Consider the following 21,456-nt stretch of genomic DNA (forward strand, 5'->3'; position numbering starts at 1 on the left):
CAATGACCGATCAGACCGCCGGCACGGCGGGTCCCGTTCAGTCCGCCCCCGACACGAGCGCCGCCGCTCCGGCGCCGCAGCCCCCCGCCGATCAGGATCACTCCGATCAGGCCCTGGGATACACGCTCTGGGCGGTTCTCCGCAGGGATCCCGCACGTCCGTTCACCCTCTCCAGCGACGCCGTGGATCCCGCGGTGAAGCAGTACGAGCACCTCGTCGCCCAGCTCGAGGGCGAGGGCGTGACCGTCCGCGGCACCTACGACGTCTCGGCCCTGCGCGCCGACGCCGACATCATGCTGTGGCTCACGGGCCCGGCGCCCGAGGAGCTGCAGCGGGCCTACCGCGAGCTGCGGCGCACGGAGCTGCTGGTCGGCCTCCTGCCGACGTGGAACGCGATGGGCGTGCACCGCGACGCCGAGTTCAGCTCGAACCACCTCCCCGCCTACATGCGCGGGAAGGCGCCGGCCCGCTGGCTCACGGTCTACCCCTTCGTCCGCTCCTACGAGTGGTACATCCTCCCCGAGGAGGAGCGCCGCGCGATGCTCGCCCAGCACGGGCGCCAGGGCTCGCGGTTCCGCTCCGTCCTGACCAACACGGTCGCCTCGTTCTCGCTCGGCGACTACGAGTGGATCCTCGCCCTCGAGGACGAGGAGCTCGTCAACCTCGTCGACCTCATGCGCGACCTGCGCGCCACGGAGGCCCGCCGCCACGTGCGCGAGGAAGTCCCCTTCTACACAGGACGGCGCATCGACGCCGACCAGATCGCCGAGGTGCTCCGATGAGCGACACGACCAGCGAGCCGATCCTCGTCCGCGGGGCCACCCCTGCGGCGGCGTCCGGCCCCGAGCACGTCGAGGTCCCCGTGGCCTACGACGCGATCCTCCTCGCCGGCTTCGGCGGGCCCGAGGGTCAGGACGACGTCATCCCGTTCCTCCGCAACGTCACCCGCGGCCGCGGCATCCCGGAGGAGCGCCTCGAGGAGGTCGCCCACCACTACCGCCACTTCGGCGGCGTCAGCCCGATCAACGCGCAGAACCGCGCGTTGAAGAAGGCGCTCGAGGCCGAGCTGGCGAACCGCGGCATCGACCTCCCCGTGCTCTGGGGCAACCGCAACTGGGCGCCCTACATGAGCGAGGCCGTCGCCGAGGCGAAGGAGCGCGGGTTCACCAACCTGCTCGCCATCGCCACCAGCGCGTACTCCTCCTTCTCGTCCTGCAGGCAGTACCGCGAGGACTACGCGGCGGCGCTCGACGCGACCGGCCTCGAGGGCGAGCTGCGGATCGACAAGGTGCGCCAGTTCTTCGACCACCCCGGCTTCGTCATGCCGTTCGTCAAGGCCGTCCACGACGGGCTCGACGAGCTGCGCGAGCGGATGCCCGACCTCGATGTCACGTCCGAGGTGGAGGTGCTGTTCTCGACGCACTCGATCCCCATGGCCGACGCCGAGCGCAGCGGACCCCACGAGCGCCACGACGACGGCACCGTCGTCGACGTGCACGAGTTCGGACCGGGCGGCGCCTACGAGGCGCAGCACCTCGCCGTCGCCGAGGTCGTCATGGCCGCCGCCACGGACGAGGACGTGCCCTGGCAGCTGGTCTACCAGTCGCGCTCCGGCCCGCCCACCCAGCCCTGGCTCGAGCCGGACATCAACGACGCCATCGCGGAGCTGCCGGCCCGCGGCCGCCGCGCGCTGCTGATCGTCCCGCTCGGCTTCGTGTCCGACCACATGGAGGTCATGTGGGACCTCGACAACGAGGCCCTCGAGACCTCGGAGGAGCACGGACTCGTCGCGCTCCGCGTCGCGACCCCCGGCACGGACCCGGTCTACGTCTCCGGCCTGGTCGACCTGGTCCTCGAGCGCGTCAACGGCGTGCCGACCGAGGACCGGCCCTCGATGACGGCGCTCGGCCCCTGGTACGACGTCTGCCGCCCCGGCTGCTGCGAGAACGTGCGAGCGGGGTTCAAGCCCGCCCTGGCGGGAATCGCACCGTGATGAGGAGTCGTCTGTCGTGAGCATCAGAGTCGGCACCCGCGCGAGCGCGCTCGCGGTGGCGCAGACCCGGATGACGGCCGATCTGATGTCGGCCGCCGCGGGGGTCCCCGTGGAGCTGGTGCGCATCGAGTCGGACGGCGACCGCATGCGCGGCTCGCTCGCCTCCCTCGGCGGCACCGGCGTCTTCGTCAGCGCCCTGCGCGACGCGCTGCTCGCCGGGCGCTGCGATGCGATCGTGCACTCGCTGAAGGACCTGCCCACCGCTGCGGTGGAGGGCCTGCTGCTCGGAGCGGTCCCCGAGCGGGAGGACCCGCGCGACGCGCTCTGCGCCCGCGACGGGCTCACCCTGGCGACCCTGCCGGTCGGAGCCCGCGTGGGCACGGGCTCGCCCCGCCGGCGCGCGGCGCTGCTGGCCGCCCGTCCGGACCTCGAGATCGTGGACATCCGCGGCAACATCGACACCAGGCTCCGGAGGGTGCTGCCCGGCAGCGACTCGCCTCTGGACGCGATCGTGCTCGCCCTGTCCGGCCTGCGCCGCCTCGGCCGGGTCGACGCGATCACCGAGGTGCTCGGCTTCGACGTCTCCCCGCACGCCCCCGGTCAGGGAGCGCTGGCCATCGAGGTGCGCGACGAGGAGCCGTCGGAGGAGCTGCGTGCCGCTCTCGCGGCGGTCGAGCACGTGCCGACCCGCGCGGCGATCACGGCCGAGCGGTCGCTCCTCGCCTCCCTCGAGGCCGGGTGCGCCGCTCCGATCGGAGCCTCCGCGGTCGTCGAGGAGGACCGCGTGGTCCTGCACGGCGTGGTCTTCGCCGTCGACGGCACGGCGTCCCTCGCACGGGAGGTCGCGGAGCCGGTCGATAACGGTTCGGTCGGCGGTGGTCGACACCGGGCGGATCCGCAGTATGGTGGTCGCGAACTGCCCGTCGTCGAAGCCGCGTTCCGTTGCGGCTCTCTGCTCGCTGACGCGCTTCTCGGTGCGGGTGCCGCCGAACTCGCACCCCTGGGAGCCCCTTCGTGATCGTCCCCGCCGCCTACTCCCAGTGGGAGAAGCCGTTGCAGGGGTGGCGCATCCTCGTCCCCCGCGGAGGCCCGTGGGGGGACGGTGTCGCCGCCGCTCTCCGAGCCAAGGGAGCCTCGCCCGTCGTCGCTCCGATGATCAACTTCGCGCCGACCGACGACTTCCCCGCGCTCGAGCAGGCCCTCGCCGACCTCGAATCCGGCGCCTTCGACTGGATGACCGTCACGAGCGCCACCACGGTCGACGTCCTCTCCCTCCTGCGCACCACCGTGCCCGCGAGCACCAAGGTGGCGGCGGTCGGCGAGACCACGGCGGCCGCGCTCGTCGCCGCCGGCTACTCCGTCGACCTCGTCCCCTCCGAGGACAACTCCGCCCGCGGCCTCCTGGCCGAGTGGGAGGAGGCCACCGGCGGCCGGCACCCCCTGCGCGTGCTGACGCTGCGGTCCGAGATCGCCAAGCCGCTGCTCACCGAGGGCCTCACCCGCATCGGGCACGACGTGCGCTCCGTGGTCGCCTACCGCACGGTCGGCGTCCCGGTGGAGGAGCGCGTCGTGGCGGATGTCGCCGGCGGAGCCGTGCACGCGATCCTCGTCACCTCGGGCAGCGTGGCGGAGCAGGTCCAGAAGCAGCTCGGCCCGGTGCCCGAGTCGATCCTCGTCGCCGCGATCGGCCCGCAGACCGCGAAGGACGCCCGCGCCTTCGGCCTGCGCGTCGACGTCGTCGCCGATGAGCGCTCGGCCTCCTCCCTCATCGACGCGGTCGCCGCCGTCGCCACGGAGCGCGCTCCCCGCTGAGCCGCCTCTCCGGCGCGACGTCGACCGGGAGGGGCGGGCCTCGCCCCGCAGCGCAGCGACCCGCCTCTCGGCAGATGTGGTGCGTCCGGAGCACCTCCACCGGGTGGGGCGTCCGCGCTCCCGGGAGGTGCTCGGCGGGGCGGGATTACGCTGGAGGACATGACTGCCATCCGCCCGCGCCGCCTCCGCACGACCCCCGCACTCCGCCGTCTCGTCCAGGAGACGCGCATCCACCCGGCGCAGCTGATCCTGCCCCTCTTCGTGGCCGAGGGGATCACCGAGGCCCGGCCGATCGGGTCGATGCCGGGGGTGATGCACCACTCGCTGGACAGCGTCCGCGGAGCGGTGACGGAGGCGGCCGAGGCGGGGATCGGCGGTGTGATGCTGTTCGGCGTGCCCACCACGCGCGACGCGGTCGGCTCCGGTGCGACCGACCCCGACGGCGTGCTCAACGCCGCGACGCGGGTCGTCGTGGAGGAGGTCGGCGACGCGCTGGTCGTGCAGACCGACCTGTGCCTGGACGAGTTCACCGACCACGGCCACTGCGGCGTGCTCGACGACCGCGGGCGCGTCGACAACGACGCCACGCTCCTCCGCTACGAGGAGATGGCGCTCGCCCAGGCCGAGGCCGGCTCCCACCTGCTCGGGCTCTCGGGGATGATGGACGGCCAGGTCGGAGCGATCCGCGCCGCTCTCGACGGCGCCGGGCACCTGGACACCGCGATCCTCGCGTACTCGGCGAAGTACGCCTCCAGCTTCTACGGTCCGTTCCGCGAGGCCGTGCAGTCCACGCTCGAGGGCGATCGCCGCACCTACCAGCAGGACCCGGCGAACCGCCGCGAGGGCCTGCTCGAGGCGACCCTCGACCTCGCCGAGGGCGCCGACGTGGTGATGGTGAAGCCGGCCATGAGCTACCTCGACGTGCTCTCGGACGTCGCCTCCGTCTCGGACGTGCCGGTCTGGGCGTATCAGGTGTCGGGGGAGTACGCGATGATCGAGGCCGCCGCCGCGAACGGCTGGATCTCGCGCGAGCCGGCGATACTGGAGTCGGTCACGGGGATCCTCCGCGCGGGGGCCGACGCGGTTCTCACGTATTGGGCCGTCGAGATCGCCCGCGACCTGCTGAAGTAGCCGCTCCTCCTCCTGGGAGCGAGCCTCGGCGTCTCGTCCGAAAGCGCTCCTCCGGCGCGAGGGCGCCGGGCGGCGCGCGTACCCTGGAGGGGTGACCACCTCGGCGAACGACACCCTGTACGAGCGTGCCCGGCACGCGATCCCCGGAGGCGTCAACTCGCCCGTCAGAGCGTTCCGCTCGGTCGGCGGGACCCCGCGCTTCATGGTCTCGGCCGCCGGCCCGTACATCACGGACGCGGACGGGCGCGAGTACGTCGACCTCGTCTGCTCCTGGGGCCCTGCCGTCCTCGGGCACGCGCACCCCGAGGTCGTCGCAGCCGTGCAGGAGGCGGCCGCCCGCGGTCTCTCGTTCGGCGCGTCCACTCCCGCCGAGACGGATCTCGCCGAGCTGGTCGAGGCGCGGATCACGGCCGGGGGAGTCTCGCCGATCGAGAAGCTCCGCCTGGTCTCCACCGGCACCGAGGCGACGATGACGGCGATCCGCCTCGCCCGCGGCGTCACCGGCCGCGACCTGCTGATCAAGTTCTCCGGCCACTACCACGGCCACTCCGACGGGCTGCTCGCCGATGCCGGCTCCGGTCTCGCGACCCTCTCGCTGCCCGCCTCCGCCGGCGTCACGGCCGCGACCGCGGCCCAGACGATCGTGCTGCCGTACAACGACCTCGAGGCGGTGCGCGCGGTCCTGGCCGAGCGCGGCGCCGACATCGCGGCGGTCATCACCGAGGCCGCGGCCGCCAACATGGGCGTCGTCGCTCCGGACCCGGGCTTCAACGCGGCCCTCGCCGAGCTCGTGCACGCGAACGGATCGCTGCTGATCATGGACGAGGTGCTGACCGGCTTCCGGGTGAGCGCCGGCGGCTGGTGGGGGCTCGAGAACCGCGGCGCCGAGGCTCCGTACCGGGCCGACCTCTACACCTTCGGCAAGGTCATCGGCGGAGGGATGCCGGTCGCGGCTCTCGGCGGCCGTGCGGACGTCATGGACCACCTGGCACCGCTCGGGCCGGTGTACCAGGCGGGCACCCTCTCCGGGAACCCGGTCGCGGTGGCCGCGGGCATCCGGACGCTGCAGCTGGCCGACGACGCGGTCTACGCCTCGCTGGACGCCACGGCGCTGACCCTCCAGCGCGAGGTGTCGGCGGCGCTGACGGCCGAGGGCGTCGCGCACACGGTGCAGACGGCCGGGAGCCTCTTCAGCTTCATGTTCACGGACCTGGGCCGGCCGGTGCGCGACTACGCCGAGGTCCAGGCGCAGGAGTCGTTCCGCTACCCGGCGTTCTTCCACGCGATGCTCGACGCGGGCGTCTCGCTGCCGCCGTCGGTGTACGAGGCCTGGTTCGTCTCGGCCGCGCACGACGACGCGGCGATCGGGCGCATCGTGGACGCGCTGCCGGCGGCGGCGAAGGCCGCGGCGGCCGCTCGGGCGTAGGCTCCGGGGCCACCCGCGGATCAGGCGGGAGGCGCCCGCCGCACCGGAGCGGCGGACGTCCCGCGCGCCCGGCCGCCGGCGTGCGGCGACCGGGCAGGGGCCCTCAGCCCCGGCGCGAGACCGACTTCGGCAGCACGAACACCAGCGCGAAGGCGGCGACCGCCATCAGGGTGCTGAGGAGCATCGCGGGAGCCGCGGCGTCGAGGAAGCCCGAGGCGACCGTGTCCGGACCCGTGATGACGAGGCTCCCGAACAGCACGCTGCCGATGACCGCGATGCCCACGGCCGAGCCGATGCGCTGGATCGCCGAGATCACGCCGCTCGCCGCGCCCGCGTCCTGCGGGTCGACGGTCGAGACGATGAACTGCACGTTCGGGGCGATGAAGAAGCCGTTGCCGAGGCCCGCGATCAGCAGCGGCGGCAGGAGCTGCCAGTTGCTGATCGAGTCCGGGGTCGCGGTCAGCAGCACCAGCCAGACCCAGCCGAGCCCGATGGCGAGGAGCCCGCTGCCCATCACCAGGACGTTGCGCCCCAGGCGCGCAGTCATCCGGTTGCTCTGCGAGGAGCTGATGATGCTGCCGATCGCGAAGGGGATCGACACCAGGCCCGACTCGAGCGCGGTGTGGCCGAGGCCCGACTGCCACAGCAGCGAGATGGTGAAGAAGATGCTCGTGAAGGCCGCGAAGTAGACCAGCGCGAGGATCACGCCTCCGGTGAAGGCCGGGTGGCGGAACAGCGACGGCGGCACCAGGGGAGCGCGGCCGCGGCGGACGTGGAGGACCTCCCAGGCGCCGAACGCGGCGAGGAGCAGGACTCCGCCGGCGATCGAGAGGAAGGTCCACAGCGGCCAGCCCTCGTCCTCGCCCTGGATGAGCGGAACGAGCAGGGCGACCAGGCCGCCGGAGACGAGCACGAGGCCGAGCCAGTCGACGCCTCCGCTCGGGGCGCGGTCGCCGGCCTCGAGGTCGCGGCGGGCGGGGAGGAGGACCGCGGCGGCGATCAGGGTCGCGACGCCGATGGGCAGGTTCACCCAGAAGACCAGGCGCCAGCCGTTCTCGTCGCCGAAGGCCTGGATGATCAGGCCGCCGATGATCGGGCCGAGCGCCGACGAGACGCCGAGGACCGCGCCCATGACCGCGAACGCCTTGCCGCGCGAGGGGCCGCGGAAGAGGAGCTGGATGTAGGCGTTGACCGCCGGGACGAAGACGCCGCCCGCCAGGCCCTGCACGATGCGGGCGATGACGAGCTGGGTGTCGTCCGCGGCCAGTCCGCACGCGAAGCTGGCGACGGTGAAGAGGGCGATGCCGCTGACGAAGACCCACTTGTGCCCGAAGCGGTCGCCGAGGCGGCCGGCAGGGATCAGGGCGAGGCCGAACGCGAGGGCGTAGCCGGAGATGATCCAGGAGAGCGTCGACTCGGAGGCGTCGAGCGTGGTGCGGATGGTGGGCAGCGCCACGTTCACGATGGTCGTGTCGAGCAGGGCGATGAACATGCCCGCGAGCAGGACGATCAGCGAGCGCCAGGCGCGCTTGTCGGGGGCGGGAGGGGCGCCGGTCGATCGGGCGGTCGACGTCTCGGTCATCGCAGGAGTGCCTTTCGAGCAGGGGGGGGGGAGGGGGTGGTCCGTCAGACCTGTTCGAGGGACGCGACCGGGTGTGAATGCTCGCAGGAGAAACCGGGTTTCCGCACGCCGGGATCTGTGGGGGCCTTCAGGCGGAGGGCATGCCGCAGGCTCGCCTCGCGGGGCGTCAGCGGATACGCGACTCCGCTAGCCGGGCGCAGTCGATGCAGAGCTCGGCCGTGGGCCGGGCGGCGAGGCGGGCGGCTCCGATCGGGCGGCCGCACGAGGCGCAGTCCCCGTAGCCGCCGGTGCCGAGGCGGGTGCGAGCGGCGTCGAGCTCGCGCGCCGTGCGGGCGAGAGCGTCGCGGACTCCGGCCATCCGCGACCACTCGGCCGACAGCGGCGTGCCCTCCGGGTCGTGCTCGTCATCGGCGGTGCCGTCGGCACGGTCGCGCAGGAGCTCGGCCAGCGAGGCCTCGAGCCGGGCCGCCTCGTCGCGCGTCTCGGCCTGCCGTTCGGCCAGCAGCGCGTCGAGGAGGCGCGCCTCGTCCGGATCCATCGGCATCCGACCATGCTGCCACCCACGCGGGCGGCGGGGCATCGTTGTGCGATCCGGCGCTGACCCGGCGGCGGGCGGCGGGGCAGACTAGAGGCATGCCCGTCGTGACCGTGCTCCCCGACCGCCTCGAACTCCGCCTCACCGCGGCCGAGCGACTGCTCGCGTTCCACCGCAGCGACGTCGTCGTCGACCGGTCGAGCATCCGCTCGGCGACGGTCACCGAGGACCCCTGGATCTGGGTGCGGGGCATCCGCGCCCCGGGCACCGCGGTGCCGCTCACGCTCGCGGCCGGCACGTGGAAGTTCCACGGCGGCAAGGACTTCCTGCTGATCAAGCGCACCGCCTCGGCCGTCGTGATCGACCTGGTCGACGAGGACTACTCCCGCCTGATCGTGAGCACCAAGCACGCTCCCGAGCTGATCGCGGCCCTCCAGCTGGGGACGACGACCGCGGCGATCCCCGTGATCGAGACCGACGACCTCGTGATCGTCCCCGAGGTCGCCGAGCAGGCGGAGCGGGCCCAGGCGGCCGCCGCGGAGAAGCGCGCGAAGAAGAAGGCGAAGGCGGCGGAGGCCGCGGCCGTGGCCGCGGAGGCGGCGGGTCCGGCGACGGTGGTCGAGGGCCGGGAGGCTGCGAGCGGCGGGAGCGCGGCGACCGCGACTCCGGAGGCGGACGGCGCCGCGGAGGACGTCGCGGCGCCGACGGAGTCAGCAGCGGGGGCCGCTCCGAAGAGCCCGAAGGCCACGCCGAAGGCCGCTCCGAAGACGAGTGCTCGGACCGCCGCGAGCACGCCGGCCGGGTCCGGGGGGTCCGCGCCCGTGGACGTCATCGGCTCCGAGCCGATCGACTCCGCAGCTCCGGTGAAGCCCGCGGAGCCGAAGCCCGCCGAGCCGAAGCCCGCCGAGCCGAAGCCCGCGGAGCCGAAGCCCGCGGGATCGGAGCCCGCCGAGCCCGCCCCCGCGAAGCCGGCTCCGGCCGCGAAGCCCGCGCCGAAGCCCCGCACGCCGGCGAAGCCCCGCTCCGCGCGCCCCGACTCCTCCGTCGGTCACGCGTCGGCCGAGCCGAGCGGCGCCACCGAGGCTGCGGAGTAGCGCACCGCCGCACGAGCAGCAGCCACGCAGCGCCGGCCGAGGCGCCCCCCTCCACGCTCGAGGCGGGCGGACGCCCTCCGCCGACGCCGTGCCCTCAGGCGCGGACGTCCACCAGCGTCCGACCGTGCGAGCGGCCGGCGAGCACGTCCTCGGCCGCGTCGACCGCCCCGCCGAGCGGCACCGTCGTCGTCAGCTCGTCGAGCAGCTCCAGGTCGAGGTCGTGGGCGAGGCGGCGCCAGGCCTCCTCGCGGAGCTTGCGCGGCGCCTCCACCGAGTTGATGCCGGCCAGCGTCACTCCGCGCAGGATGAACGGCATCACGCTCACCGGCAGGTCCGGGCCCTGCGCGAGACCGCACGCCGCCACGGTGCCGCCCCACCGCGTCTGCGCGAGGGCGTTCGCGAGCGTGTGCGAGCCGGCGGAGTCCACCGCTCCCGCCCAGCGCTCGGACTGCAGCGGCTTCCCGCCCTCCTGCAGCTCGGCGCGGTCGATGACGTCGGAGGCGCCGAGGCGCTGGAGCAGAGCACCGTGCTCGCCGAGTCGGCCGGTCGAGGCGACGACCTCGTGGCCCAGGCGCGCCAGGAGCGCGACGGCGAGCGACCCCACGCCTCCCGAGGCCCCCGTCACCAGGACGGGACCGCTGCCCGGCCGCACGCCGTGCCGCTCGAGCGCCAGCACGGCCAGCATCGCCGTGAAGCCCGCGGTGCCGATCGCTCCGGCCCGTGCCGCCGAGATCGCGCCGGGAAGCCGGAGCAGCGACGCGGAGTCGACACGCGCCCGCTCGGCGAGCCCGCCGTCGTGGCGCTCGCCGAGGCCGGCGCCGTTGAGCACCACCCGGTCGCCGGAGTCGAAGCGCTCGCCCGCCTCGCCGTCCGCGTACTCCACGGTGCCGACCAGGTCGATGCCGGCGACGAGCGGGGTGCGGCGCACGATCCCGGGCCGCCCCGCCAGCGCCAGGGCGTCCTTGTAGTTGACGCTCGAGTACTCGACGGCGATCGACACGTCGCCGTGCGAGCGGTCGGGGTCGTCGCGCTCGAGGAGGCGGGCTCGGTTGGGGGTGTCGGTGTCGGAGTCGGAGTGCCGCTCGACGACGATGGCTCGGTACATGGGCCCACGCTACGCCCGCGGGCCCGCGGCCGGGCGGTCAGTTCAGGGGCCGGGTGCCCTCGGGGAGCGATCCGCCGGAGTAGAGGGCGGAGGCCGCGTCCTGGAGCGCCGTCAGGGCGACGCGCTGCGTCCACGGACCGTAGGAGACGCGGGCCAGCCCGAGCTCCTCGAAGCGGGCGGGGGACTGCGATCCGGGGACGCCGATGACGCTGACGCGCTGCCGCCCGAGGGCGGCGACGAGGGACTCCAGCTCGGCGTCCTGGAGCAGCCCGGGGACGAAGAAGCAGGTGGCGCCGGCGTCGAGGTAGGCGCGGCCGCGCTCGATGGCGTCGGCCAGGACCTCGCCGCGGTCGCGGTCGCCGGCGCGGAGGAGCACGTCCGTGCGGGCGTTGAGCGCGAAGGGCACCGCCTCCTCCTCGGCCGCGGCGACGGCCTTCTCGACCGCTCGCAGCGCCTCCGGGAGCGGCTTCGCCTGGTCCTCCAGGTTCGCGCCCACGACGCCGATCCCGATCGCGCGGCGGACCGTCTCGCCCGCGTCGCCGTAGCCCGCCTCGAGGTCGGCCGAGACCGGGACCTCGACGGCGGCGACGATGCGCTCGATCATGCCCAGGTGCAGCTCCAGCGGGATCCGCTCGCCGTCCTCGTAGCCGAACGCCGCCGCGATGGAGTGGCTGGCGGTCGCGAGCGCCCGGGTCTCCGGGAGTGCGGCGATCGTGGTCGCGCTGATCACGTCCCAGACGTTCACCACCTGCAGCAGCTCGGGGGCGGTGTGGAGGTCGACGAGGGTGCGTCCGCGCGCTTCGATGCTCATGGCACGAGCGTAGGGCCCGCGTGCGCGGCGCAGGCCGCCGCATCGCAGTCCGCGCACACCACGAGCTGGGCGCGGCAGGAGAGGTCGGTGCAGTTGCGCATCCGGCTGGTCGGCGCGGCGCACGAGGTGCAGCGGCCGAGCACCTCGGCGTCGGGGGAGAAGGAGACGGAGCCGCGGCCGTCGAAGACGTACAGGGCCCCCTTCCACAGCCCGCGGTCGCGCCGCGCCTCGGCGTAGCGGACGACGCCGCCGTCGAGCTGGTACACCTCGCCGAAGCCGCGCGCCGTCATCAGGCTCGACAGCACCTCGCAGCGGATGCCGCCGGTGCAGTACGTGACGACGGGCCGGCCCTTGAGGTGGTCGTAGACGCCGGCGTCGAGCTGCTCGACGAACTCGCGGGTGCTGGAGACCCCCGGCACGATCGCCCCCTCGAACCTGCCGATCTCGGCTTCGAAGGCGTTGCGGCCGTCGAAGAGCACCACGTCGTCGCGCTCGGCGACCAGGGCGTCCAGCTGGTCCGGGTCGAGCCGCGGCGCCGTCCCGACGACCCCGTCGGCGTCGACCCGCAGCTCGTCGGGCGCGCCGAACGAGACGATCTCGTCGCGCACCTTCACCGAGAGACCGGGGAAGTCGAGGCTGCGGCCGTCGTCGTCGAGGCCGGAGCCGTCGCTCCACTTCACCTCGAGCCCGCGGAAGGCCGAGTGCTCTCGGGTGCGGCGGACGTAGCGCTTCAGGGCGTCCATCCCGCCGCCCAGCGTGCCGTTCACCCCGTGCTCCGAGATCAGCAGGCGCCCGCGCAGGCCCAGCGACTCGCACAGCTCGCGCTGCCACAGCCGCACGGACTCGGGGTCGGCCAGCGGCACGAAGCGGTAGAACAGCAGGATCTTCGGCAGCACCGGCACATCCTACGAGGACGTCCGGACCGGGGCGCGGCGTGTGGCAGCATCGTCGGGTGCCCGACGCCTCCGCCCCCGTGCCGCACTCCCGCCTCGAGGACGTCTTCGGTCTCGTCACCGGTGCGTTCGTCGTGTCGCTCGGCCTCTACCTGCTGCGCGCGAGCCAGGCGGTCACGGGCGGCACCGCGGGTCTCGCGCTGCTGCTGGGGTACCCGCTCGACGTCCCGTTCGGCGTGATCCTCGTCACGGTCAACGTGCCGTTCCTCGCCCTCTCGCTGTGGAAGAAGGGCTGGCGGTTCACGCTGCGGACCATGTTCTCGATCGTGCTGGTCTCGGTCCTGGCGGGGCTGCACCCGCTGGCGTTCGGCGAGCTGCGGATCGAGCCCGTCTACGGCGTCCTCACGGGCGACGTGCTCGCGGGGATCGGCCTCCTGATCCTCTTCCGGCACGGGTCGAGCCTGGGCGGATTCAGCATCGTCGCCCTGATCGCGCAGGAGCGGCTCGGCTGGCGGGCGGGCTACGTGATGATGGCGCTCGACGCGTGCGTGGTCGCGGCCGCGCTGCTGGTGGTGCCTCCGCTGAACGTGCTGATCTCGGCGGCGGGAGTGGTGGTGCTCAACCTGGTCCTGGCGTTCAACCACCGACCCGGGCGCTATCTCGGGTCCTGACCCCCTCCGCAAGCCCTTCGGCGCGCACCGCCGGGTTCCTAGGCTGAGGGCGCGGGCCCCCGCCCGCCCTTCCCGAACGGAGAAACCGGATGTCCGACTGGACCTACGACCCCTACGCCCGCCTCGGCGAGGTGCCGACCTTCGCGCTCGAGAGCGACGACATCGCCGACGGTGCGCCCCTGTCCGCCCGCCACTACGGCGAGGGCTCCGGCGGGGAGGACGTCTCGCCGCACCTGCGCTGGTCGGGAGCCCCCGCCGAGACGAAGAGCTTCGCCGTGACGGTGTTCGACCCCGACGCGCCCACCGGCTCCGGCTTCTGGCACTGGGCCGTCTACAACCTCCCGGCCGACACCACGGAGCTCCCCACGGGAGCCGGAGCCGCCGGCTTCGAGCTGCTCCCGGCGGGCGCGCAGACGCTGCCCAACGAGATGCGGCTGCGCCAGTTCGTCGGAGCGGCGCCGCCGGACCGCGAGCACCGCTACTTCTTCGTGGTGCACGCCCTCGACGTCGAGTCGCTCGACCTCGACCCGGAGTCGACGCCGGCGATCCTCGGCTTCAACGCGCACTTCCACACCCTTGCGCGGGCGCAGATCGTCGCCACGGCGACGCCGGACGGCGCGAAGGACTGACCGCTCCGCGGGGAGCGCGCGCTACCCGAAGAGGGTGCGCGCCTCCTCGTAGCGGGCGTCCGGGACCGTCTTGAGGGTGCCGAGCGCCTCGGCGAAGTCCACGTGGTAGATGTCGGTGCCGCGCAGGGCGACCATGCGGCCCCAGTGCTCGGCGACGACGGAGTCGATGGCGGCCATGCCCAGGCGGGTCGCGAGGACGCGGTCGAACGCGGTGGGCGTGCCTCCGCGCTGGATGTGGCCGAGCGTCGTGGCGCGGGTCTCGATGCCGGTGCGCTCCTCGATGAGCGGGGCCAGCAGCTCGCCGATGCCGCCGAGGCGGGGCCGGCCGAAGGCGTCGAGGCCGCGCTCGGAGTGGGCGTCGTCCATCGTGTCGAGCGAGAAGCCCTCGGCGACCACGACGAGCGGTGCGCGCCCGCGGTCCTGCGCGCTCTGCACCCACTCGACGATCTGGTCGAGGGAGGTGCGCTTCTCCGGGATGAGGATGACGTGGGCGCCCGCGGCCATGCCGGAGTGCAGGGCGATCCAGCCGACGTGGCGGCCCATGACCTCGGCGACCATGCAGCGGCCGTGCGAGTCGCCGGTGGTGCGGAGGCGGTCCATCGCGTCGGTCGCGATGCCGACGGCGGTGTCGAAGCCGAAGGTGTAGTCGGTGGCGCCGAGGTCGTTGTCGATGGTCTTGGGGACGCCGACGATCTTGAGACCCGCGTCCGTGAGGCGCTTGGCCGCAGCCAGGGTGCCCTCGCCGCCGATCGCGATGATCGAGTCGATGCCGTTGCGGTCCATCATCTCGGCGATCTTCTCGGGGCCGCCGTTCTCGCCCTCGAAGGGGTTCGTCCGGCTGGTGCCGATGATCGTGCCGCCCTGCTTGGCGATGCCCTGGATCTCGGGGCGGCCCAGGGGCAGGAGGTCGCCGTCGACCACTCCGCGCCAGCCGTTCCGGAAGCCCACGAACTCCTGGTCGTAGACCTTGATGCCCTTGTAGACGGCACCGCGGATGACGGCGTTGAGGCCGGGGCAGTCGCCACCGGAGGTCAGGATCCCGATCTTCACCCGCTCAGGTTAGAGGACCCGGTGAACGGATGTGCACGCGGACGACGACGGGCCCCTCCTCGCCGCCTCGAGGAAGGGCCCGTCGTCGTGCTCGGTGCTGGTGGGACTAGGTCGTGACGAGCTCGCCGTTGACGCCGCGGGGGAAGAATCCGCCGGTGCGCGTCCCGGCCGCGGGGTTCAGGTACACGATGTTGAGGACCTGGCCCGGGGTGCGGCTGAACGCGATCGAGCTGGCGTCGGTCGGGACGATGTTCGCCTGGCCGTTGACCTTGACGCCCTGGTCGAGGTCGGTCTTGCCGTCGAGGCTGTCGCGAGCGTCGGAGAGCTTGTTCGCCGAGTCGGACAGGTCGGCGGCGTAGATCGCCGAGCGGATCGCGCCCGCGTGGTACGCCTCCACCGCGAGGATGCCGGCGGCCGCGTCGAGGTAGGTCTTCGACTGGATGAGCGGGGCGGCGCCCTTGTAGGCGGTCACTCCCACGTCCTCGAAGACGAAGGCGCCGAGCAGGAAGTTCGACTCGCTCGCGAACGGATCGAACGACTGACCGGCCTTGATCAGCCCCGCCGCAACGGCGGCGGAGTTGAAGCTGTCCTTCAGGTTGATCGCCGGGCGGGCCACCTTCGCGGTGCCCAGCGCGGCCCGCAGGAACTTCACGTGGGCCTTCTCGTCGTTCGCGACCTCGGTGGCGAAGCTCTTCAGCCACGGGGTCTTGAAGTCGACGGGGCGGCCGCCGATGACGCCGCCGGGCGTGCCCTTGCCGGTCACGTCCGAGCCGCCGAGGCCGGTGCCGTAGACGGCGCGGAGGTAGAACTCGGCCTCGAGGTACTCGAGGTTGAGGGCGAAGTTGAGGATCGAGGCGTCGCTGGGGCCGCTGGCAGCGACCTCCTCGGCGGAGGCGGTGGGCGCGGCGAGGGCCGCGGCTCCGATGCCGAGGCCGGCGACGCCGGTGGCCTCGAAGAAGCGGCGACGGTCGAGAGCGGTCTCAGAGCTCTTGACGATCGCGTTGCGGATGAAGGTCGTGTCGAACATGTGCGCATCTCCAGTGATAGGCGGGTGCCGGGCGGCTGGAGCGCCGCCGCGACAGCGCGAAGCTACGCCCGGGATCGACCTGCTGACCAGTGGAAACGGGCGATCGGATCCGCGCATGTGTTCACGCCGTCTGAACCAATCCGCCGGGCGTGTCGCTCCGAACACGTCGTGGATGGGGGTTCTGCGGAGGAGCGTCCGATCCGGTGTCGGAGCCGCCGGTTAGCATCACTGCGTGTCGATCCCCGCTCCCGCTCCCGAGCCCTCCTGGGCGACGGTCTACGCGCCGTCGGAGCCGGTGAGCCTCGCGCTCACCCTCCGCACGCTGCTGCGGGGCTCGGGCGACCCGACCATGCTCCTCGACGCGTCCGGCTTCTGGCGGGCGTTCCGCACCCCGCTCGGCGCGGGCACCCTGCATCTGCGGCAGGCGGCGGACGGCGCGGTCCACGCGCGCGCCTGGGGCGGGGGAGCGGAGTGGCTGATCGACGCGGTCCCCGAGCTCCTCGGCCACGGCGACGACTGGAGCGGGCTCGACCTGTCGGCCCACGCGCCACTCGCCGAGGTGCTCCGCCGCTCGGCGGGCCTGCGCCTCACGCGCACGAACCTGGTGTTCGAGATGCTCGCGCCGTCGGTCCTCGAGCAGAAGGTCACGAGCACGGAGGCGTGGCGCGCCTACCGGGTGCTGGTGCGCCTCCACGGGGAGCCCGCCCCGGGGCCGGTCGCTCTGCACGTGGCTCCGAGCGCGCAGCAGTGGCGGCGCGTGCCCTCGTGGGACTGGCACCGCGCGGGAGTGGATCCGCGGCGCTCGCGGACCGTCCTCACCGCCGCGCTCGTCGCCTCCGGCCTCGAGCGGACCCTCGCGCTCGGGCGGGGCGGCGACGAGGTCGCCCGCCGGCTGCAGTCGGTGCCGGGGATCGGGCCGTGGACGGCGTCCGAGGTGATGATGCGCGCCCACGGTGATCCGGACGCGGTCAGCGTGGGCGACTACCACCTGGCCGCTGCCGTCGGCTTCGCGCTCACAGGCCGGCTCGGGGTCGACGACGACGGCATGCTCGAGCTCCTCGAGCCGTGGAGCGGGCACCGGCAGCGGGTCATCCGGCTGATCGGCTGCAGCGGAGCGCGGAAGCCGCGGCACGGCCCGCGGATGACCATCCAGGACCACCGCCGGCACTGATCCGCTCCTCCACAGGGGCGGCTCGCGGGCGAGTCGGCGCGACCACCGCGTCACGCCGCGTCCGGGCGGCGGGTCGGGCTTAGCCTCGGAGGATGCAGCAGTCGACGACCCCAGGTGTGCCCGGCAGCGACCCGGAGCGCGAGCCCGACGACGCGGCCGTGCGGAGCGGGGTCGACGCGACGATCGGTGGTCGGACGCCGGAGGGCGGCACGGGGTCGGACGACGAGGTCGAGGCCGGTGAGGCGCGCGACTCCGTGAGCGGGGCCGAGGTCGTGCCGGCGCCGGATCCCGCGTCCGAGGACGTGGCCGAGCCTCTGGACGCGCAGGAGTCCGACGCTGAGGACGAGGACCTGCGCGAGCTCGGTGTTCAGGACGAGGACGAGGTCGTGCGCGACGCTCAGGACGCGGCCGTGAGCGAGCCCGATGCCGACGACGAGGTCGTGCGCGATGCTGAGGACGAGGTCGTGCGCGGGCCCGACGCCGCGTCGGAGTCGGAGCTCGCCGCGCCCGCCGCCGCCGAGCCCGAGGTCGACGACCGCCCGATGATCGAGCGCGTCGAGTCCCTGGTCCGCCGCTGGATCGCGCGCAGCGGCGAGTTCCCGGTCGAGCCCGCCGCCCAGCGGCTCGCGGGCGTGCTCCAGGACCCGAACGGACTCGACTTCACCGTCGGGTTCGTCGACGGCGTCGCCCGGCCCGAGGACCTCTCGGTCGCGGCCGAGAACCTCGCGGCGCTCACCGCGAAGACGCCCGCCTTCCTCCCCTCCTACCTGCGCGCCGCGATCAGCACCGGCGGCGCCGTCGGCCCCGTGCTGCCCTGGGTGGTCGTGCCCGCGGCCCGCCGGGTCCTCCGCCGCCTCGTCGGGCACCTCGTGGTCGACGCCTCGGAGGCGCGTCTCGGTGCGGCCGTCGCCGCGCTGCGCGAGGGCGGCGACCGGCTCAACCTCAACCTCCTCGGCGAGGCCGTGCTCGGCGAGCGCGAGGCCCGCCGGCGCCTCGAGGGGACCCTCCGCCTGCTCGAGCGGCCGGACGTCGACTACGTCAGCGTCAAGGTCTCGAGTGTCGTCAGCCAGCTGTCGATGTGGGCCTTCGAGGAGGAGGTCGACCGCGTCGTGGAGCGTCTCACCCCGCTCTACCAGGCCGCCGCGTCCGGAGCCGACCCCACCTTCATCAACCTCGACATGGAGGAGTACCGCGACCTCGACCTGACGGTCGCCGTGTTCCGGCGCCTCCTCGAGCAGCCGGGCATGCTCGACCTCGAGGCGGGCATCGTCCTGCAGGCCTACCTGCCCGACTCCGTCCGCGTGCTCGACGAGCTGACCGAGTGGGCGCAGGAGCGCCGGGCCCGCGGCGGAGCCCCGATCAAGGTGCGCGTCGTGAAGGGCGCGAACCTCGCGATGGAGCGGGTCGACGCGGCCCTGCACGACTGGCCGCTCGCGACCGTCGGCAGCAAGGTGGAGGCCGACACGAACTACAAGCGCCTGCTCGACCGGGCCCTGCGGCCGGAGCGCGTCGACGCGGTGCGCGTGGGCGTCGCCGGGCACAACCTCTTCGACCTCGCCTGGGCGTGGCTCACGGCGACCGAGCGCGGGGTGACCGGCGCGGTCGAGATCGAGATGCTGCTCGGCATGGCGACCGGGCAGGCGCGCGCCGTCCGCGAGGACGTGGGACGCCTCCTCCTCTACACGCCCGTCGTGCACCCGCACGAGTTCGACGTGGCGATCTCGTACCTCATCCGCCGGCTCGAGGAGAACAGCAGCCCCGAGAACTTCCTGTCGGCCGCGTTCCGCCTCGACGACGAGGAGGTGCTGCAGCGGGAGCTCGGCCGCTTCCGCGCCTCGCTCGAGGCCCTCGACGACTCCGTCCCGCCGCCGAACCGCACGCAGGACCGCCTGCGGGAGTGGTCCTCCGGCTCCGGCCGCCGCCTCGTGCAGGAGCACGCCCGCGCCGGCGAGCGGGCGCAGGACCCGGCCGCCGCGGGCCTGACGCAGGCCGTCCTCGGCCTCAGCCGCGGCTCCGGTGCCGCCGCCGCGACCGCGGGCTTCCACAACGAGCCCGACACCGACCCCGCCCTCCCCGGCAACCGCCGCTGGGCGCGCCTGATCACCGAGCGCATCGCCGGCTCGACCATCGGAGCGGGCACGGCCGACGCCGCGCGCGTGAGCACCGAGGCGGAGCTCCAGGAGGTGCTGCGCACGGTGTCCCGCCGCGCGGAGCGCTGGGGCGAGCGCCTGGGCTACGACCGAGCGGCCGTGCTCGACCGCGCCGGCCTCGTCCTCGCCGCGAACCGCGACCGCCTGATCGAGGTGATGGCCTCCGAGACCGGCAAGACGATCGCCGAGGCCGACCCCGAGGTCTCCGAGGCCATCGACTTCGCCCACTACTACGCCACCCGCGCCCGCGAGCTCGACGCCGTCACCGGGGCCACCTTCGTCCCCGCGCGGCTCACCGTCGTCGCTCCGCCGTGGAACTTCCCGGTCGCCATCCCGGCCGGATCGATCCTCGCGGCGCTCGCCGCCGGCTCCGGAGTCGTGGTGAAGCCGGCGCCCCAAGCCCGCCGCTCGGCGGCTGTGCTCGTCGAGGCGCTCTGGGACGCGGGCATCCCGCAGGAGCTTCTCGCCCTGGTCGACCTCGACGAGGAGGAGCTGGGACGGGCGCTGATCACCGACCCCCTCGTGGACCGCGTGCTGCTCACCGGCTCCTACGAGACCGCCCGCCTCTTCCGCTCCTGGCGGCCCGGCCTCGCACTGCAGGCCGAGACCAGCGGCAAGAACGCGATCATCGTCACTCCCCACGCCGACTACGACCTCGCCGTCGCCGACATCGTCCGCAGCGCCTTCGGGCACGCCGGCCAGAAGTGCTCCGCCGCCTCCCTGGTGATCCTGGTCGGCTCGGTCGCCCGCTCCAAGCGCTTCCGCGCCCAGCTGGTCGACGCCGTCACGTCGCTCCGCGTCGGCCGGCCCGACGACCCGTCGGCGGTGATGGGGCCGCTCATCGAGGAGCCCACCGGCAAGCTCCTGCACGCGCTCACCACGCTGGGCGGAGGCGAGTCGTGGCTCGTCGAGCCGCAGCGCCTCGACGAGAGCGGCACGCTCTGGTCGCCCGGGATCCGCGAGGGCGTCACCGAGGACAGCTACGTCCACCTCACCGAGTTCTTCGGCCCGGTGCTCGGGATCATGCACGCGGCGACCCTCGAGGACGCCGTCCGGATGCAGAACGGCACCGAGTACGGGCTCACGGCCGGGCTCCACTCCCTGCACGCCGACGAGCTCGCCCTCTGGATCGACTCGGTCGAGGCGGGCAACCTCTACGTCAACCGGGGCATCACCGGAGCGATCGTCCGGCGCCAGCCCTTCGGCGGCTGGAAGCGCTCGTCCGTCGGCGGCGGCGCGAAGGCGGGCGGACCCAACCACCTCATCGGCCTCGGCTCCTGGAAGCCCTCGCCCGCGCGCTCCTCCTCGACGCTGCACCTGCGCGGCCTCGACGACCGCGCGCGCCAGTTCATCGAGGCGGCCCAGTCCTCGCTCCGGTTCGAGCAGTTCGACCTGCTCCGCCGCTCCGCACTCTCCGACCAGCTCGCCTGGGCGACCGAGTTCGGAGTCGTCACCGACATCTCGAAGGTCGGCGTCGAGCGCAACCTGTTCCGCTACCTCCGCGTGCCGATCGCGCTGCGCCTGGCCGACGGCGGCGACCTCGGAGAGCTCCTCCGCGTCATCGCCGCCGGCCTGCTGACCCGCTCCCGGATGGACATCTCCACGTCCCTCCCGCTCCCGCCGCGGGTGCAGGAGATGCTCGGCGGCGACGAGCTCGCCGAGATGGCGGGCCTCGTCCCGCGCATCGTCGTCGAGACCGACGCCCAGTGGCTCGAGCGCGCCGCGGCCGGCCGCATCACGGCGCCGCGCATCCGCATCATCGGCGACATCGTCTCCGACCGCGTCGACGGCTACGCGGGCCCGCAGGCCCCCGGCAGCCCGACGCACGGACAGCAGGCCGTCGTCCGCCGATCGTCCGACTCGACCGGCTCCTTCACCGACGTCGTCGCCGGCATGACCCGCGGCAGCACAGGCACGCCGGTCCCGCTCACCCGCGCCGACGGATCCCGCGTCCCCCTCGCGACCGCCCTCGCCGAAGCCCTCGGCGGCGCCCTCGACACCGCCGTCTACGCCGACCCGGTCACCCCCGCCGGCCGCGTCGAACTGCTGCCCTTCCTCCGCGAGCAGGCGATCTCGATCACGAACCACCGCTTCGGCAACCCGATCGATCTGAGCGACGACGTGCTGTGAGTTGGATTCCACGCCCGTCCCTGACGGGCGTGGCGCGGTCGGCTTCGCGACGGGGGGCGTTCTGAGGAGCGGGGTGCGTTCGGCTACAGCGATCCGCTCGCACGCGGATCGCTGGTTCGCCTCGGGGGCGGTGCTCGCGGGGATGGTGTGGATCGGGCGGGGCGCGGTCGGCTTCTCGACGGGGTGCGTTCTGCAGGGCGGGGTGCGTTCGGCTGCAGCGATCCGCTGGTACGCGGATCGCTGGTT

At 73.7% G+C, this 21,456-nt stretch carries 18 protein-coding genes; 11 read left to right on the plus strand and 7 right to left on the minus strand.

Annotated elements, in window-relative coordinates; all coding sequences use genetic code 11:
* The first annotated feature begins 2 nt into the window (after positions 1-2).
* The 6 genes from hemQ (at position 3) to hemL (ending at position 6,362) form a co-directional block, all read left to right on the plus strand.
* Positions 3-782: a hydrogen peroxide-dependent heme synthase gene (hemQ, locus tag C5D50_RS07070; RefSeq protein ID WP_104233087.1), complete on the plus strand. Its 780-nt coding sequence runs from the start codon at positions 3-5 to the stop codon at positions 780-782.
* Positions 779-1,993 (plus strand): ferrochelatase, encoded by a 1,215-nt coding sequence (locus C5D50_RS07075; protein ID WP_104288974.1) that lies wholly within the window; start codon positions 779-781, stop codon positions 1,991-1,993. Before hemQ ends, C5D50_RS07075 begins: the two co-directional genes overlap by 4 nt.
* 16 nt (positions 1,994-2,009) lie before the next feature.
* Complete coding sequence (gene hemC / locus C5D50_RS07080; RefSeq protein ID WP_104283147.1) at positions 2,010-3,011, plus strand: hydroxymethylbilane synthase; 1,002 nt, start codon at positions 2,010-2,012, stop codon at positions 3,009-3,011.
* Complete coding sequence (locus tag C5D50_RS07085) at positions 3,011-3,805, plus strand: uroporphyrinogen-III synthase (protein ID WP_104283165.1); 795 nt, start codon at positions 3,011-3,013, stop codon at positions 3,803-3,805. Before hemC ends, C5D50_RS07085 begins: the two co-directional genes overlap by 1 nt.
* A 159-nt stretch (positions 3,806-3,964) precedes the next feature.
* On the plus strand, positions 3,965-4,936 hold the full coding sequence (gene hemB / locus C5D50_RS07090) for a porphobilinogen synthase (RefSeq protein ID WP_104283148.1): 972 nt from the start codon (positions 3,965-3,967) through the stop codon (positions 4,934-4,936).
* Positions 4,937-5,027: 91 nt separating this feature from the next.
* On the plus strand, positions 5,028-6,362 hold the full coding sequence (gene hemL, locus C5D50_RS07095) for a glutamate-1-semialdehyde 2,1-aminomutase (RefSeq protein ID WP_104246920.1): 1,335 nt from the start codon (positions 5,028-5,030) through the stop codon (positions 6,360-6,362).
* A 103-nt stretch (positions 6,363-6,465) separates the two neighbouring features.
* Here hemL and C5D50_RS07100 read toward each other — a convergent pair whose 3' ends face one another.
* Both C5D50_RS07100 and C5D50_RS07105 read right to left on the minus strand, forming a co-directional pair.
* Positions 6,466-7,944 (minus strand): MFS transporter, encoded by a 1,479-nt coding sequence (locus C5D50_RS07100; RefSeq protein WP_104233092.1) that lies wholly within the window; start codon positions 7,942-7,944, stop codon positions 6,466-6,468.
* Between the two features lie 166 nt (positions 7,945-8,110).
* The gene (locus C5D50_RS07105) at positions 8,111-8,488 is read right to left on the minus strand and encodes a TraR/DksA family transcriptional regulator (protein WP_258059381.1); all 378 of its coding nucleotides are present in this window, start codon (positions 8,486-8,488) and stop codon (positions 8,111-8,113) included.
* An 89-nt stretch (positions 8,489-8,577) separates the two neighbouring features.
* Between C5D50_RS07105 and C5D50_RS16845 the strand changes: the two genes are divergently transcribed.
* Positions 8,578-9,573, plus strand: a complete 996-nt coding sequence (locus C5D50_RS16845; RefSeq protein ID WP_258069578.1) for a hypothetical protein — start codon at positions 8,578-8,580, stop codon at positions 9,571-9,573.
* Positions 9,574-9,667: 94 nt separating this feature from the next.
* On the opposite strand, the gene C5D50_RS07115 is transcribed toward C5D50_RS16845, so the two are convergent.
* The 3 genes from C5D50_RS07115 to C5D50_RS07125 are packed head-to-tail and all read right to left on the minus strand — an operon-like array spanning position 9,668 to position 12,385.
* Entirely contained in the window at positions 9,668-10,678 is a 1,011-nt protein-coding gene (locus tag C5D50_RS07115) for an MDR family oxidoreductase (RefSeq protein WP_104249899.1), read from the minus strand.
* Between the two features lie 37 nt (positions 10,679-10,715).
* The gene (locus C5D50_RS07120; RefSeq protein WP_104283149.1) at positions 10,716-11,489 is read right to left on the minus strand and encodes an isocitrate lyase/phosphoenolpyruvate mutase family protein; all 774 of its coding nucleotides are present in this window, start codon (positions 11,487-11,489) and stop codon (positions 10,716-10,718) included.
* Positions 11,486-12,385 carry a rhodanese-related sulfurtransferase gene (locus C5D50_RS07125; RefSeq protein ID WP_104283150.1) on the minus strand — a complete coding sequence of 300 codons (900 nt, stop codon included), beginning with the start codon at positions 12,383-12,385 and terminating at the stop codon, positions 11,486-11,488. Before C5D50_RS07125 ends, C5D50_RS07120 begins: the two co-directional genes overlap by 4 nt.
* Before the next feature lie 56 nt (positions 12,386-12,441).
* On the opposite strand from C5D50_RS07125, the gene C5D50_RS07130 reads away from it, so the two are divergent.
* Together C5D50_RS07130 and C5D50_RS07135 are read left to right on the plus strand one after the other, a co-directional pair.
* Positions 12,442-13,053, plus strand: coding sequence for a YitT family protein (locus C5D50_RS07130; protein ID WP_258069579.1), 612 nt, complete (start codon positions 12,442-12,444; stop codon positions 13,051-13,053).
* 89 nt (positions 13,054-13,142) lie between these two features.
* Positions 13,143-13,682, plus strand: a complete 540-nt coding sequence (locus C5D50_RS07135; protein WP_104249897.1) for a YbhB/YbcL family Raf kinase inhibitor-like protein — start codon at positions 13,143-13,145, stop codon at positions 13,680-13,682.
* A 21-nt stretch (positions 13,683-13,703) separates the two neighbouring features.
* Here the strand turns inward: C5D50_RS07135 and C5D50_RS07140 are convergent, their stop codons facing one another.
* Together C5D50_RS07140 and C5D50_RS07145 are read right to left on the minus strand one after the other, a co-directional pair.
* Entirely contained in the window at positions 13,704-14,732 is a 1,029-nt protein-coding gene (locus C5D50_RS07140) for a 6-phosphofructokinase (protein WP_104237632.1), read from the minus strand.
* 106 nt (positions 14,733-14,838) lie between these two features.
* Entirely contained in the window at positions 14,839-15,759 is a 921-nt protein-coding gene (locus C5D50_RS07145; protein WP_104283153.1) for a ferritin-like domain-containing protein, read from the minus strand.
* A 232-nt stretch (positions 15,760-15,991) separates the two neighbouring features.
* On the opposite strand from C5D50_RS07145, the gene C5D50_RS07150 reads away from it, so the two are divergent.
* Both C5D50_RS07150 and C5D50_RS07155 read left to right on the plus strand, forming a co-directional pair.
* Positions 15,992-16,930 carry a DNA-3-methyladenine glycosylase gene (locus C5D50_RS07150; RefSeq protein ID WP_258069580.1) on the plus strand — a complete coding sequence of 313 codons (939 nt, stop codon included), beginning with the start codon at positions 15,992-15,994 and terminating at the stop codon, positions 16,928-16,930.
* Between the two features lie 542 nt (positions 16,931-17,472).
* Positions 17,473-21,210 carry a proline dehydrogenase family protein gene (locus C5D50_RS07155; protein WP_104283167.1) on the plus strand — a complete coding sequence of 1,246 codons (3,738 nt, stop codon included), beginning with the start codon at positions 17,473-17,475 and terminating at the stop codon, positions 21,208-21,210.
* The last annotated feature ends 246 nt before the right edge of the window (positions 21,211-21,456 follow it).

Origin of the sequence: Rathayibacter sp. RFBD1, assembly GCF_002932915.1 — a bacterium.
Lineage (GTDB): Bacteria > Actinomycetota > Actinomycetes > Actinomycetales > Microbacteriaceae > Rathayibacter.